This is a genomic window from Sphingomonas sp. CARO-RG-8B-R24-01, from assembly GCF_022662295.1.
Taxonomy (GTDB): domain Bacteria; phylum Pseudomonadota; class Alphaproteobacteria; order Sphingomonadales; family Sphingomonadaceae; genus Sphingomonas.
Genome location: NZ_JAKNQI010000002.1, coordinates 343225 through 356858 on the forward strand (window position 1 = coordinate 343225; position 13634 = coordinate 356858).

The 13634-nt window shown below is 67.7% G+C and carries 10 protein-coding genes; 3 read left to right on the top strand and 7 right to left on the bottom strand.

Annotation, left to right across the window (positions count from 1 at the left end):
• Positions 1 to 155: 155 nt before the first annotated feature.
• The 4 genes from L8G49_RS06445 to L8G49_RS06460 form a co-directional block, all read right to left on the bottom strand.
• Complete coding sequence (locus L8G49_RS06445; protein ID WP_242183391.1) at positions 156 to 3488, bottom strand: TonB-dependent receptor; 3333 nt, start codon at positions 3486 to 3488, stop codon at positions 156 to 158.
• 163 nt (positions 3489 to 3651) lie between these two features.
• Positions 3652 to 5787, bottom strand: a complete 2136-nt coding sequence (gene ligA / locus L8G49_RS06450; protein WP_242183392.1) for an NAD-dependent DNA ligase LigA — start codon at positions 5785 to 5787, stop codon at positions 3652 to 3654.
• Positions 5788 to 5825: 38 nt separating this feature from the next.
• Entirely contained in the window at positions 5826 to 6086 is a 261-nt protein-coding gene (locus L8G49_RS06455; protein ID WP_242139470.1) for a hypothetical protein, read from the bottom strand.
• Positions 6087 to 6127: 41 nt separating this feature from the next.
• Positions 6128 to 6334, bottom strand: a complete 207-nt coding sequence (locus L8G49_RS06460; protein WP_010164742.1) for a cold-shock protein — start codon at positions 6332 to 6334, stop codon at positions 6128 to 6130.
• Positions 6335 to 6699: 365 nt separating this feature from the next.
• Here L8G49_RS06460 and L8G49_RS06465 point away from each other — a divergent pair, with 365 nt between their 5' ends.
• Positions 6700 to 7020 (top strand): hypothetical protein, encoded by a 321-nt coding sequence (locus L8G49_RS06465; protein ID WP_242183393.1) that lies wholly within the window; start codon positions 6700 to 6702, stop codon positions 7018 to 7020.
• A gap of 127 nt (positions 7021 to 7147) precedes the next feature.
• Here L8G49_RS06465 and recN read toward each other — a convergent pair whose 3' ends face one another.
• Both recN and L8G49_RS06475 read right to left on the bottom strand, forming a co-directional pair.
• Positions 7148 to 8812 carry a DNA repair protein RecN gene (recN, locus tag L8G49_RS06470; protein WP_242183394.1) on the bottom strand — a complete coding sequence of 555 codons (1665 nt, stop codon included), beginning with the start codon at positions 8810 to 8812 and terminating at the stop codon, positions 7148 to 7150.
• 83 nt (positions 8813 to 8895) lie between these two features.
• Positions 8896 to 9840 (bottom strand): outer membrane protein assembly factor BamD, encoded by a 945-nt coding sequence (locus L8G49_RS06475; RefSeq protein ID WP_242139473.1) that lies wholly within the window; start codon positions 9838 to 9840, stop codon positions 8896 to 8898.
• 170 nt (positions 9841 to 10010) lie between these two features.
• Between L8G49_RS06475 and L8G49_RS06480 the strand changes: the two genes are divergently transcribed.
• Complete coding sequence (locus L8G49_RS06480) at positions 10011 to 10835, top strand: class I mannose-6-phosphate isomerase (protein WP_242139474.1); 825 nt, start codon at positions 10011 to 10013, stop codon at positions 10833 to 10835.
• A 401-nt stretch (positions 10836 to 11236) separates the two neighbouring features.
• Positions 11237 to 12409: a glycosyltransferase gene (locus L8G49_RS06485; protein ID WP_242183395.1), complete on the top strand. Its 1173-nt coding sequence runs from the start codon at positions 11237 to 11239 to the stop codon at positions 12407 to 12409.
• Here the strand turns inward: L8G49_RS06485 and L8G49_RS06490 are convergent.
• A complete protein-coding gene (locus L8G49_RS06490) occupies positions 12395 to 13576 on the bottom strand; it encodes a DUF3089 domain-containing protein (protein ID WP_242183396.1) in 1182 nt (393 codons plus the stop codon). The two genes, L8G49_RS06485 and L8G49_RS06490, sit on opposite strands and share 15 nt — an antisense overlap.
• Between the last annotated feature and the right edge of the window lie 58 nt (positions 13577 to 13634).

Consider the following 13634-nt stretch of genomic DNA (forward strand, 5'->3'; position numbering starts at 1 on the left):
CGGGCTGAGCGCAGACGAAGCCCCGCTCGAAGCGCGAGCGCTTCCACTTCGCTCAGGACGAACGGGACGTGGCATGCGCGCTTCCCGGACAAAAAAAGACCGCCGCTCCCCGAAGGGAACGGCGGCCAGGCATCCAGGAAGCTTCGGAGCGCGGATCAGAACTTGAAACGTGCGCCGATGCGGATCGTGTAGAGCGACTGCGTGACGTTCAGCACCTCGTTCGGCTGGACATAGGCCGAGTAGCGATACTGGACGCATGGCTGCGACGAGGTGGTCGCAGCGCGACCGGTCGTTGCCGTGCCCGTCGGGGTTGCGACGGTCAGGCACTGCACCGTCACGACGCCGGCGACCGCGTCGTTGAAGGTCGGGCTGACCTGGCGCAGGCCACCCCAGTTCTTGTTGAGCAGGTTCGTGAAGTTGTTGATGTCAGCAAACACCGACACACGCGACCGGCCCACGAAGGTCGGCAGTTCCTGCTCGAGGTGAAGATCGATCACGGTGTTCGCGCGGCTGCGGGCAATGTTCTTGGCCGCGATCTGACCGCGATAGTTCTTGAGCTTCGTCGCGTTGATCAGTGCCTCGAGCGAGGTCTGGGTCGCGGCGGAGTCGTAGCTCACGATCGGGTCGCTCGCACCGGTCGGCACGTAGAGCAGATTGGTCGACTGGTTCGCGGTCTGCACGGTGCCGAACACTGCCGAGCGGTTGGCCGTGTTGTCGAGCATCGTGAAGCTGTACGGCTTGCCCGCGCGAGTCTCGCCGAACAGCTGGAACGTCGTCTTATAGTCGCGGAAGAACGCGTGGTCGTAACCGAGCGCATACTTATACTGCCACGTCGTCTGCTGATCGGACGTGCCGAGGGCGGCGTGGTTCGGATCGGCCAAGACCTGGAAGCGGTAGTTGGAGTTGATCGTCGAGGACGACGCGTTGCTGACGTCGCGGACGTCCTGCAACGTGAAGCTGCCCGAAAGCGACAAGCCGAACTTGAACGTCTTGTCGACGCGGATCACGCCGATGTGGCTACGGCCCCCCGACGCGTTGGTCGTCAGGATGTCGTAATTGTTGTCGCTGAATCCGCCGGCCCCGGCAATGTTGCCGTACCGCGGACGGCCATCCGGCAACGTACCGATCACGACCGACCGGATATCGGTGAAGACAACCTGGTCGATGTTCTTCGAGTAATAATAGTCGGCACCGAAGTTAAAGCCGAACAGCGTGATGTCACCCGACAGCGTTGCCTTGAGCGACCGCGGCAAGTGGAAGTTCGGATCGATCGCGCCCGTGTTGGTGCGCGGCAGCGTCGTGCTCGACGACACGTTCGTGGCCTGCGACAGCAGTGCTGCCGGAACGACACCCGTGACGTTGTTCAGCGCGACGTTGCACAGGCTGCCCGCTACGTTGCAGCTCGGATCGAGCGTGCCGTTCGGCAGGTAGCGATTGACCGTGATCGAGTTGGTGGTGATCGTGTTCGAGAAGCTGTTCGACAGGTAGATGTCGGGCGACCCGCCACCGAAGATCCCCGCGCCGCCGCGGACCTTCAGCCCGCGGACCAGGCTGCCGGCATTGTAGGCAAAGCTGATACGCGGCTCGAACTGGTCGAGACCCTTGTAGGTCTTGGTGTTCGAAAAACCGTAGCGCGAGGTGAAATACGGGTTGAGGATCGGCCGTTCGCCCATCGCGTACATGCTGTAGCGCGCGCCGTAGGTGAGGGTCAGATCCGGCGTGACCTGCCAATCGTCCTGCAGGCCGCCCGTATATTGCGTGTAGTGGAAGTTCGCGGCAGCGGTGCCCGGGCCGTTGATTTCAGCGGCGTAGACGAGCTGGTTGGCCTGGCCGGCGTTGTAGTCGGCGAGCGAGTCGAAGTACCACGACCCAAGGCTGTTCTGGACGAAGTTGTTGAAGGTGCGGTTCTCGGTCACGTCGAACAGCAGCTTCACTTCGTGATTGCCGGCGCGGTAGCGACCGAGGAACGATCCTTCCCACGTGTCGAAGAACAGCTGGTTGGTCTGGCGCGAGTTATCCGGCCCGAAGAAGATGCGCGGCGCACCCGTGGCGCAGCTGGTCGGGGTGTTGCCCGACGGGTTGGCAATCGACGTCGGGTCGACGCAGACGCCGAACTGTCCCGTGCCGCGGCCCAGCAGAGGCTCCTGGCCACGCGTGTTGTACTTGTACAAACCACGGATTTCGGTCGAGAACTTGTCGGTCCAGTCCGAGTTCAGCTGAACGATACCGGCGCGCAACAGCTCGGTGAGCGCATAGGCGTTCGAGCTCAGGCCGTAGCTCGGCGTCGACGCGCTGTTGGACGTGTTGTTCTGGCTGACCAGCGAATCGTACGCGTTGATGTACGACAGCGAGAGCTTCTGGCCGTCGGTGACGTTCCAGTCGATCTGGCCGACGAACTTTTCGTCCTTGCGCGGATTGATCACCAGCGCGTCGCCCGGCTTCACGGCGGAATAGCGGCTCGTCGACGTGATCCCGTTGACGCGGTCGATCAGGCCCTGGTTGAGACCGGGGATCTGCCCGACGAGCGTGCTGAACGGCCGCGGGTCGGTGTTGCGCTCGCCCGAAACCATGAAGAACAGCTTGTCGCGGATGATCGGCCCGCTGAGGGTCGCGCCATAGGTCTCGCTCTTGTACTTCGGCAGCACGATCTTGGTCGAACCGATCCGGTCGCCCGACAGGCCGTCGGTGTTCTGCGAGTAGAAGCCCGTGACGTGATAGTCGTTGGTGCCCTTGAGCAGGATCGTGTCGATCGCGCCCCCTTGGAAACCGCTCTGGCGGAAGTCGTACGGCGCAACCGAGGTCGAGACCTGGCCGAGCGCGTCGAACGGGACGGGGCCGCGGTTGGTCGGGCTGGCGTCCTGGTTGAGGCCGAACGTATCGCCGACCTGCACACCGTTGATGGTGAAGCGGTTGTAGCGCGAGTTCACGCCGGCGAAGGCGACAGCACCACCGCGGTCACCGCTGCTGGCGCGATCGATGTTGGCGAACGGGTCGCGACGCTCGACGTCGCGGACGTCGCGGTTGACCGACGCGACCTTGGCGATGTCGGCCTGGGTCAGGATCGTCTGCGGACCGTCGGTCCGCGTGCCAGCGCCGCGGATGCGCGAAGCGGTCACGACGATATCGGCGCCTTCGGTGCCGCCCTCGGCCGTCGTCGCGGTCGCGTCCAGATCGACCGGCAGGTTGAAGACCTGCTGCACGACGGTGTAAATGTCGGTGATGGTCTTGTTGCCCGCCGTGCTGGTCACGGTAACGGTGTATGGACCGCCCGAACGCAGGCCGGAGAAGCTGAACGTACCGTCCGCACCCGTCGTCGACTGCGACTTCGAACCCGAGTTCACGTCGACCACGGCGATGGTGGCACCGGTCACTGGCTTGCCGCTGCTGGTTACCACGCCACGGATCTGGCTGGTGGTTTCCTGCGCGCTGGCGGCAGCCGGTATGATCAGCGCCGCTACGGCCGCGCCAAGAAGCAGATTATGTCGCATAAATTCCCCCTACAGGATCCGATACAAGCGATCCCGGCGGGCCTGTGACCCTGTCCGCGTCGTCTTGCCCGAGCCCCTGCACGGGAAATATTTCGGTTGGATGACATTTCGGGGGAACTTAATGGAAGATTACAATCCGTTCATGGTGCGTTGCAAAAAAGCATCACCTGGATTGGGCAACGATCTGTGCCCAGGCGGTTTCGTCGATGACGGAAATGCCAAGATCGGCGGCCTTTTTCAGCTTGGACCCGGCGCCGGGGCCGGCCACGACCAAATCGGTCTTGGCTGACACCGACCCGGCGACTCGGGCGCCGAGCGACTCGGCCTGCGCCTTGGCCTCGTCCCGGCTCATCGTTTCCAGGCTGCCGGTAAACACCACGGTCTTGCCGGTGACCGGCGAATCGCGCGTCTCGTGGACCACGTCGAGCGGGCGGACTTCGCGCAGCAGCGCCGCGACCACCGCGCGATTGTGCGCCTCGGCGAAGAATTCGATCAGCGCGTCGGCGACCTCCGGGCCGATCCCGGCGGTCTCGATCGCGGCGGCAAGCGCCTTGCCGCGGCGGACGATGAACTTGGCCTCGCTCTCGCCGAGCGCCGGCGTGATCGCGCGCCGGACGCGCAGCACGCTGCGCACCATCGCGGCGAAGGCGCGCGCGGAGACATAGCGCCGCGCGAGGTCGCGCGCGGTGATCTCGCCGACATGGCGGATGCCGAGTGCGAACAGGAAGCGGTCGAGCCCGATCTCGCGGCGCAGGTCGATCGCGGCGAGCAATTTGTCAACCACGAGTTCGGACATGCGTTCGCGCGTCACCAGCGCCGCGCGGTGCGTGTGAAGGCGGAAGATGTCGGCGGGGGAAGCGATCAGGCCGTCGCGGAAGAACTCCTCGATCCGCACGAGACCGAGCCCGCTGATGTCATAGGCATGGCGCGACACGAAGTGGATCAGGCGCTCGACCCGCTGCGCCGGGCAGATCAGCCCGCCGGTGCAGCGCACCACGACCTCGCCTTCGCCGCGCTCGGCAAGCGAACCGCATTCGGGGCAGGTGGTCGGGAAGGCGAAGGCGGGACGGTCCGCGTCGCGGGTGAGCACCGCGACGATCTGCGGGATGACGTCGCCCGCGCGCTGCAGCACGACGCGGTCGCCGACGCGCGCGCCGAGTCGCTCGATCTCGTCGGCATTGTGCAGCGTCGCGTTGGTGACGACGACGCCGCCGACGGTGACGGGCTCGAGCCGCGCCACCGGGGTGAGCGCGCCGGTGCGGCCGACCTGGATGTCGATCGCGGTGAGGGTGGTCTCGGCGCGTTCGGCGGGGAATTTGTGCGCGATCGCCCAGCGTGGGGTGCGCCCGACCGTGCCGAGCCGCGCCTGCCAGTCGAGCCGGTCGAGCTTGTACACGACGCCGTCGATGTCGAACGGCAGGTCGGCGCGGGCGCGCTCGATCGCGCGGTACACCGCGAGCGCGGCGTCGGTGGTGGCGGCGTGTCCGAAACCCTCGGCGACGGGAAAGCCCCAGCCGCGGATCGCTTCGACGATCGCCGCCTGCGTCTCGCCGGGGAGCGCGCTGGTCTCGCCCCAGCCCCAGGCGAAGAAGCGCAAGGGCCGTGTCGCGGTGATCGCCGCGTCCTTCTGGCGCAGCGAGCCCGCGGCGGCGTTGCGCGGGTTGGCGAACTGGCGCGCCTCCTTGCCCGCCGCGGTCGCTTCGGCGAGCAGCCGCGCGTTGAGCGCCGCGAAATCCGCCTTCGCCATATAGACTTCGCCGCGCACCTCGAAGACGTCGGGCGACCCCGCCGGCAGCGTATCGGGAATGTCGGGGATGTGGCGGACGTTGGCGGTGACGTCCTCGCCGACCTGGCCGTCGCCGCGCGTCAGCGCCTGGACCAGCTTGCCCTTCTCGTAGCGCAGCGAGCAGGAAAGCCCGTCGATCTTGGGTTCGGCGGTCAGTTCTACCGGCGCATCGTCGGGGAGCGCGAGGAAGCGGCGGACGCGGCCGACGAAATCGGCAACGTCCTCGTCGGTGAAGGCATTGTCGAGGCTGGTCATCGGTCGCGCATGCGCGACCTTGGCGAGATGCGCGGCGGGCGCGGCACCGACCTGCGTATTCGGCGAATCGCTGCGGATCAGCTGCGGGAAGGCGGCTTCGAGCGCGGCGTTGCGGCGGACCAGCGCGTCATAGGCGGCATCCGAAATTTCGGGCGCGTCTTCGGTATGATACAGGCGGTTGTGCCGCGCGATCTCGTCGGCGAGCTGCGCGAGTTCGGTGGCGGCGTCGGAGTCGGATTGGGGAAGGGGGGCGACCATGGCCCCTGCGCTAGCGGAGGGCCACGGCGCACTTCAAGTCAATCGTCTTCGCTCGAGTCCATTTCGGCGAGGTGTTTGGCCTCTTCGTTGGTCGAGCGGCGTTCGGCGGTCTTTTCCGCGCGGGACGCCATTTCGTCCCAGGCCTTGGCGGCGCGCAACCAGCGGCTGCGGACGTTGTCGAGCGTGGCGGCGGATGCATCGGTTTCGGCCTGGCGGGCACGATCGCGATAGAACAGGGCTGTAGTGTTCGTCGGAGGTCTCCACGCATGAAAGGAACGAGCCCACCGTGAAGCGAGCAAGGGTGCCGCCGAGACGGCGGCACCCCCGGATCGTAAACCGATCAGGCCTGGGCGAGCTTTACAGCCGAGACCTTGCCGCGACGATCTTCTTCCAGCTCGTACGAAACGCGCTGGTCGCGATCGAGCGTTGCCATACCGGCAGCTTCCACTGCGCTGATGTGGACGAACGCATCACCACCGCCGCCCTCAGGCGCGATGAAACCATAACCCTTGTCGGCGTTGAAGAACTTAACTGTGCCGATAGCCATAACGTATTCCTTAAGCCCGGACGGTACCCCGATTGGGCAGCATCCGGATGGGGCCGAGATCGAAGACGAGTGCGTCGTCCGGCCCCGGCCGGCGCACCCGATGGCGTTCGATCAGCCGCGCGCGGAAAAACCGCAGCGAACAGTCTGACCTGAAAGGGAAAATGCGAGAAACACGAAGCGCGTCCGGAGTAACAAGCGGGAGCGCGGGACGTCTCTCAGCCGCGCGATGCTTGTGAGCGGACTCACGCGATTTGGTCGGTGTAGCAGGTTATTACGGGGTTGTCGCGACTTTTGCTTCACGCGCGATTGCGGACCGCGGCGTTCTGCCATAGCCTTTGCACCACTGGCCGCACGGAGAACGGTTCATGATCCTGCCGATCCTTGCCGTCCTGCAACTGGCGATACCGTCCGGGCCACCCGCGGACGCGCGCAAGACCGTCGACCTGCCACCGCCGTGGCGGCCCTCCTCCTGTCCCGCGAGCGAAGCCGGCAGCGACATCGTGGTCTGCGGGAAGCGCGACGCCGCCGACAAGGACCGGCTGAGACCCTTGCCCGAACGCTATGCCGGGGTGGGCGGCCCGGGGATCGGCGTCGATCTGGGGAAGGGGGTGCGGGGGAATCTGTACACCACCCCCGGGCGCCTGAACGCCAAGCGCGTGATGATGACGGTGACGATCCCGTTCTGACGTGGTCGGCGGGGGCGGGGGCGGGGGCTTTTCCCGTCACCCCGGCGGAGGCCGGGGCCGCTGGGTTGGATGCGCATCCGCCGTCCCGAGAACACCACGATGGCCCCGTCGTTCGCCGGGGTAACGGTTAGACCGTCTCGAGCAACCGGTCCGCCTGCGCGCGCGCTTCGGGGGTGATTTCCGCGCCCGACAGCATTCGCGCGATCTCCTCGCGGCGGTCGGCGTCGTCCAGCGCGGTCACGCCGGTGCGCGTCACGATCCCGTCGTGGCGCTTGGCGATCAGCAGATGTTGCGCCCCGCGCGCGGCAACCTGCGGGCTGTGCGTGACGACGAGCACCTGCGTGCCGGTCGCGAGTCGCGCCAGGCGATCGCCGATCGCGCTTGCCACCGCCCCGCCGACCCCGCGGTCGATCTCGTCGAAGATCATCGTCGCCGCACTGCCGCGTTCGGCCAGCGCGACCTTGAGCGCCAGGATGAAGCGCGACAATTCGCCGCCGCTGGCGATCTTGACCAAAGGCGCGAACGGCGCACCGGGGTTGGTCGAAATCTCGAACTCGACCCGGTCCTTGCCCGCCGACGACCAGGCATCGGGTGCAGCCGGCGCGACGACCGTGCGGAACCGCGCGGCATCGAGTTTCAGCGGCGCCAGCTCCCCGCGCACCGCGGCATCGAGCTTCTCGGCGGCGGCGGTCCGCGCCTTGGTCAGCGCGGTGGCGGCACGGTCGAAGTCGGTGCGTGCGGTCGCTACCTTGCGTTCGAGTGCGGCAAGGCCCTCCTCACCCGCATCGAGTGCCGCAAGCCTGGCTTCGAGGTCGGCGGCCAAGGCGGCAAGGTCGTCGGGCTGGACGCGGTGCTTGCGCGCCATCCCGCGCAGCTCGAACAGCCGCGTCTCGTCGTCCTCGAGCGCGGACGGATCGAACCACAGGTCGGTCTTGGCGATCCGCAGCTGCTCCTCGGCGACCGCCCCCTCGATCACGGCACGATCGATCGCGGCGAGCGCCTCGGCGAGCGCCTCGTGATCCTCGGCAACCCGCTCCAGCACGCGCGCGGCCTGGCGCAACTGCGCGAGCCCGCCGTCCGATCCTTCGAGCCATTGCTCGATCGCGGCGAGATCGGCGGCGATCTTTTCGGAACGCTGCATCGATCGGCGGCGCTCGGCGAGCGCCTCTTCTTCGCCCGGCTCGGGGGACAAGGCGCGGAGTTCGGCGACGCTGTGCTCGAGCCATTCGCGGTCACGCGCGGCGCTCTCGATCGTCGCATGGGCGGTCGCGAGCGCGGTTTCGGCGGTGCGCCATGCCCGATAGGCGGTCGCGACGGGCGCGGCGTCGACCCGGCCGAACGAATCGAGCAAGGCGCGGTGGCCGCGGGCGTTGAGCAGGCCACGGTCGTCATGCTGTCCGTGGATCTCGACCAGATGCGTCGCCATTTCGCGGAGCAGTCCGGCCGACGCGGGCTGGTCGTTGATGAACGCGCGGCTGCCGCCATCGGCCTTGACGATGCGGCGAATCATCAGCGGTTCGCCGGGTTCGGTGTCGAAGCCGTTCTCGGCGAGCAACGCCGCGATCGCGCCGTCGGGGGCGGGGGTATCGAAGGTCGCGGTGACGACGGCTTGCGCCGCGCCCTGCCGCACCAGCCCCGCCTCGCCGCGTCCGCCGAGCGCGAGCCCGAGCGCGTCGAGCAGGATCGACTTGCCCGCGCCGGTTTCCCCGGTGAGCACGCCCAGCCCATCGACGAAGTGCAAATCGAGCGCTTCGATCAGGACGACGTCGCGAATGGCCAGCGAGATCAGCATCGTGCCGTCGCCCCTAGCCTATCGCGCGCCGTTCCGGAATTGTTCTTTGCGACCAGCGACGACGGGATCGACCGCACGCGCGCTTACTGGCCCGGGTTGGGGTTGCCCGGGTTGGTCGACGATCCGCCCGTCACCGGCGCGGCGCGCGTATCGCGGTTGATTTCCTTGGTCTTGATCGGGATGTTCGGCGCGCTGTTGAGCGGGACGATCGGCTGCCCTGCGGGAATCGCCGCGACCGTCACTGGCGGATGCGCCTGCGACAGCTTGTAGGCGCGCTCGTACCAGGTGGTGCCCGGGTAGTTGGAGCCGAGCACCGCCGCCGACTTGCGCGCCTCGTCCGGCACGCCGAGCGCGAGCGACGTCTCGGTCAGGCGCATCAGCGCCTCGGGGACGTGCGTCGTCGTCTGGTAATCGGCGACCACGCGGCGGAACCGCCCGTCGGCGGCGAGCCACAGGCCGCGCCGTTCGTAGAAGCGGCCGATCTCCATTTCCTTGCCGGCCAGGTGATCGCGCACGAGATCGATCTTGAGCCGCGCATCGGCGGCATATTTGGTGTTGGGATAGCGGCGCGTCAGTTCGCCCAGCGAATCGAGCGCCTGCTGCGTGATCTTCTGGTCGCGCGTCACGTCGCTGATCTGCTCGTAATAGCCGAGCGACACGAGGTAATAGGCATAAGGCGCGTCGCGGTTGCCCGGATGCACCGACAGGAAGCGCTGCGCCGACTGGATCGAGGCGGTATAGTCGTGCCCGAGATAATAGCTGAACGCGCTCATCAACTGCGCGCGGCGGGCCCACACCGAATAGGGATGCTGGCGCTCGACCTCGTCGAACAGCGCGGCGGCGATCTTGTAGTCGCCCTGGTCGAGCCGCTGGCGCGCCGCCGTGTAGAGCGTGCCGACATCGCGCGCGACATAGGGAATGTCGGATTTGCCACGCTTCGCGCAGCCTGCGGTGGTGAAGGCGGTAGCGGCGATCAGCGCGAGCGCTGTGGCACGAAACAGGGGCGAGCGGGCATGGGGGGTACGCATCGGGGGTGGTCTTAGCCGAAGCGTGGAGGCGCGAACAATCCTTTTCACTGCGCTTTCCCGCCAGCACGGTTCCGGCTGGCGCTTTTCACTTGATCGTTTCATTGCGCGCGCGGATCACATCGCGCGAATGCTGCGTTTGCGACCTTATCCCCTTCAGGAGAAACAATCCCGTGACCGCCACCTTGCTCGCCACCAAACGCGTCGAAAAGCCCTGGGGTCGCCACACCTTGTGGCCCGGCTTTGCCAATCCCCCCGCGGATGGCGAGAAGATCGGCGAGGTATGGTTCCAGACGCCGCATGCCGGCGAACCCGACCTGCTCGTGAAGTATCTTTTCACCAGCGAAAAATTGTCGGTGCAGGTGCATCCCGACGATGCGGCGGCCCAGGCGGCCGGCTATCCGCGTGGCAAGGACGAGGCGTGGATCATCCTGGCCGCAGAACCCGATTCGACGATCGCGCTCGGCACGCTCGAGCCGATGACCAAGGACGCGTTGCGCGCGGCCTCGCTCGATGGGTCGATCGAGCATCTGCTCGACTGGAAGCCGGTCAAGGCGGGCGATTTCTTCTACTCCGAAGCGGGCACGATCCATGCGATCGGCGCCGGGCTGACGCTGGTCGAGATCCAGCAGAACGTCGACCTGACCTATCGCCTGTACGATTATGGCAGCGACCGCGAGCTGCACCTCGATGCCGGGGTCAAGGTTTCCGATCCCGTCCCCTTCGTGCCGCTGCCGACCCCGCCGCAGGACGACAAGGATCGCACCGTGCTCGCGGAAGGCCCGAAGTTCGTGATCGAGCGCTTTGCCGGCGGTACGCGCGTGGTGGAGCTGCCCGAGGGGCTGACCGGGTGGCTGGTGCCGCTGACGGGCGCGGGCGTGGCCGACGGCGTTGCGTTCAAGGCGGGTGAATGCCTGACGCTGACCGGGCGGAGCGAGATCCATGCCGATGAAGGCAGCGATCTGGCGCTGGCGTATCCGGCGACGAAGCGGATCTGAGCCTTGCGGTAGCGGGAGGGGGGGCATGGCGGCGGTGGTCGCGACGACCGCCTGGCGGCCCTCGCCTTCGCGAGACCGCTGCGAACGTCGGTTTACGGACGTTTCGTTTGGTGTTTTCCCGCGAAGGCGGGAATCCAGAGTTGAGCAAGACAACGGCTTGCAGTTCTTGCGACTCCTGGACTCCCGCCTTCGCGGGAGAACACATATGGTTTCGCGGAGGTCTCGCCTTCGCCGGGGTGACGGGGTGTGGGACATGCTCCGCCACCCCGGCGCAGGCCGGGGCCGCCACGTTACGGCGCGAACCCTACGTCTCGGCGCAACCGCCCACCAGCCTCCACCGAACCGCGCCGGCATGATCGACCCGCTTTTCGCGATGGCACAAACCCGGTAGCGGGGGATCGATGCTGCGTGTCCTCACCCTGTCCAGCCTGTTTCCGGACGCGACGCGCCCCAATTTCGGCGTGTTCGTCGAACGCCAGACGCTCGAACTGGCCGCCCGCCCGGACGTCGACCTGCGCGTGGTGGCGCCGGTCGGCCTGCCACCCTGGCCGCTCTCTTCCACCACGCACTACGCACCGCTCGCCGCCGTGCCGCGAGGGGAAACGTGGAAGGGCCTCGACGTCCGTCGCCCGCGGTTCCTGACCGTGCCGGGGACCGGCGGCCGTTTCCACGTCCCCGCGCTCACCCGCGCGCTGCTGCCGCTCCTCAGCCAAGTGCGGCGCGACTTTGCGTTCGACGTGATCGATGCGGAGTTCTTCTTCCCCGATGGCCCCGCCGCGGTGGCCCTCGGGCGGCATTTCGGCGTCCCGGTGTCGATCAAGGCGCGCGGGGCCGACATTCATCATTGGGGCGCCACGCCCGCGACGCGTGCGCGCGTGCTCGCGGCGGGGCAGCACGCCGACGGGCTGCTCGCGGTCTCGGGCGCGATGCGCGACGACATGATCGCGCTCGGCCTGCCGGCGGAGCGGATCCGGGTGCACCACACCGGGGTGGACCTCGACCGCTTCACCCCGCGCGACCGGGGTGCCGCGAAACAGGCGCTGGGCGTCAACGGGCCGCTGGTGGTCTCGCTGGGCGCGCTGATCCGGCGCAAGCGGCACGACGTGGTGATCGAGGCGCTCACCGCGCTGCCCGATGCGACGCTGATCATCGCGGGCGAGGGACCGGAGCGCGCGGCGCTGACCGCGCTTGCCGCCGCGCGCGGCGTGGCGGCGCGCGTGCGGCTGCTCGGGTCGGTGCCGCATGCCGATCTGACCGCGCTGCTCGGTGCCGCCGATGCGATGGCGCTGGCGTCCGAATCGGAAGGGCTCGCCAATGCCTGGGTCGAGGCGCTGGCGTGCGGGACGCCGGTCGTGATCGCGGACGCGGGCGGCGCGCGCGAAGTGCTGACCGACCCGAGCTATGGCCGCATCGTCCAACGCACGCCGCAGGACTTTGCCGACGGGATCGCGGCGGTGCTGGCCGCGCCGCATGATTCGGTCGCGACGCGGCGGGGTGCGACCCGCTTCACCTGGGCCGCCAACACCGCGGCGCTGCACGCGCATCTCGCGGGCGTGGTTTCAGCCCGCGGGTAACGGCGGGTTCTTGGCGAGCCACGCCTTCGCCTGATCGTTGCTGAGCTCGACCAGATCGCCCATCACCACCGGCAGGTCGACCAGATGCAGCCCCCAGTCGGCGAGGATCTTGCCGCCAACCACGACGTCGCCGACGATATGGTCGGTGCGCTTGTCGGCGGGATTGGCATTGGTCGTCACCGCCAGATAGCGGAACCGCCCGCTGCTCGCGCAGCGCGTGCTGAGGAGCCCCGGCACCTTGACGAACGTGGTCGTCACCGCCGCGCCGTCATTGCTCCACGGACCTTGGGCTGCGCTTGCGAGGCCGGCACCGCGCGCGCCGAGATAGGCGTCGGTCGGCTTGGGCTTGCCGTCGAGCGCGGCGGGGTCGACGCAGGCGGCGACCATGTCGGGTTGCGGCACGATCCCGAAGCGGCTGTTGGACGGCGGCGGGGCCTCGGCGCGGAAGCTGGTGTAGCTCACGAAGCAACCGGTATCCTTGTTGCTGTGGCACAGCGGCGTAGACTTGAGGTCGCCACCGACGTCGCGGTCGGCGGGCACCGCGACGTTGGTGCCGGGGATGATGACCGAGATGATCTGCCGCTGGACCGGCGTTCCCTCGATTGCCCTGGAGACCAGCTCCTTGAGGATTCCCGACCCCTGGCTGTGCCCGACCAGCACGACTCCACGGCCATGGTTGTCATAGGCGAGATATTCGTCCCACGCCGCCTTCACATCGGCGTAGGCGAGGGCGCGGTCGCCGCGCATCGGCTTGCCGAGCATGGCTTCGCGCAGCGCGCCCAGCGTGACCTGACGATATAGCGGCGCGAACACCCGGCAATGCTTGGCGAAGCGCCCGGCCTGGAATGCGGCGACGACCTGCTCCTCGCGCCCCGCGACCAGGTCGCTGTTGGGCGTGGGGTCGAGCGAGACGGTGGGATAGACGTAGAAGCAATCGAACTTCGGCGACTCGTCGCGAGCGAAATGCTCGATCGAGCGCGATCCGTCGGCGCGGATGATCGTCGCGTCCTGGTTCGCCGCGCAGGCGTCGACCCGGCCGGGGCGGCAGAGCCAAGCGTCGGCGCTTTCGTATTTCGGGCTGGCGTCGGCGGATGCGGTGGCCGGCGCTTGCGCGGCGCCGACGGTCGGCGCGGCGGTGGCCAGCAGAATGGCGGCAAGCGATTTCATCGATTTTGTCCCCGACCCGTTTGCGCTGCCGTCCCAGGCGTAGCCGCTCCGCGCGGCG

Coding starts and splice junctions, on each gene's coding strand:
- ligA (WP_242183392.1), bottom strand. CDS start 5,787: ATGGTCGCCCCCCTTCCCCAATCCGACTCCGACGCCGCCACCGAACTC.
- L8G49_RS06465 (WP_242183393.1), top strand. CDS start 6,700: ATGATCCTGCCGATCCTTGCCGTCCTGCAACTGGCGATACCGTCCGGG.
- L8G49_RS06485 (WP_242183395.1), top strand. CDS start 11,237: ATGCTGCGTGTCCTCACCCTGTCCAGCCTGTTTCCGGACGCGACGCGC.
- L8G49_RS06460 (WP_010164742.1), bottom strand. CDS start 6,334: ATGGCTATCGGCACAGTTAAGTTCTTCAACGCCGACAAGGGTTATGGT.
- L8G49_RS06445 (WP_242183391.1), bottom strand. CDS start 3,488: ATGCGACATAATCTGCTTCTTGGCGCGGCCGTAGCGGCGCTGATCATA.
- recN (WP_242183394.1), bottom strand. CDS start 8,812: ATGCTGATCTCGCTGGCCATTCGCGACGTCGTCCTGATCGAAGCGCTC.
- L8G49_RS06490 (WP_242183396.1), bottom strand. CDS start 13,576: ATGAAATCGCTTGCCGCCATTCTGCTGGCCACCGCCGCGCCGACCGTC.
- L8G49_RS06475 (WP_242139473.1), bottom strand. CDS start 9,840: ATGCGTACCCCCCATGCCCGCTCGCCCCTGTTTCGTGCCACAGCGCTC.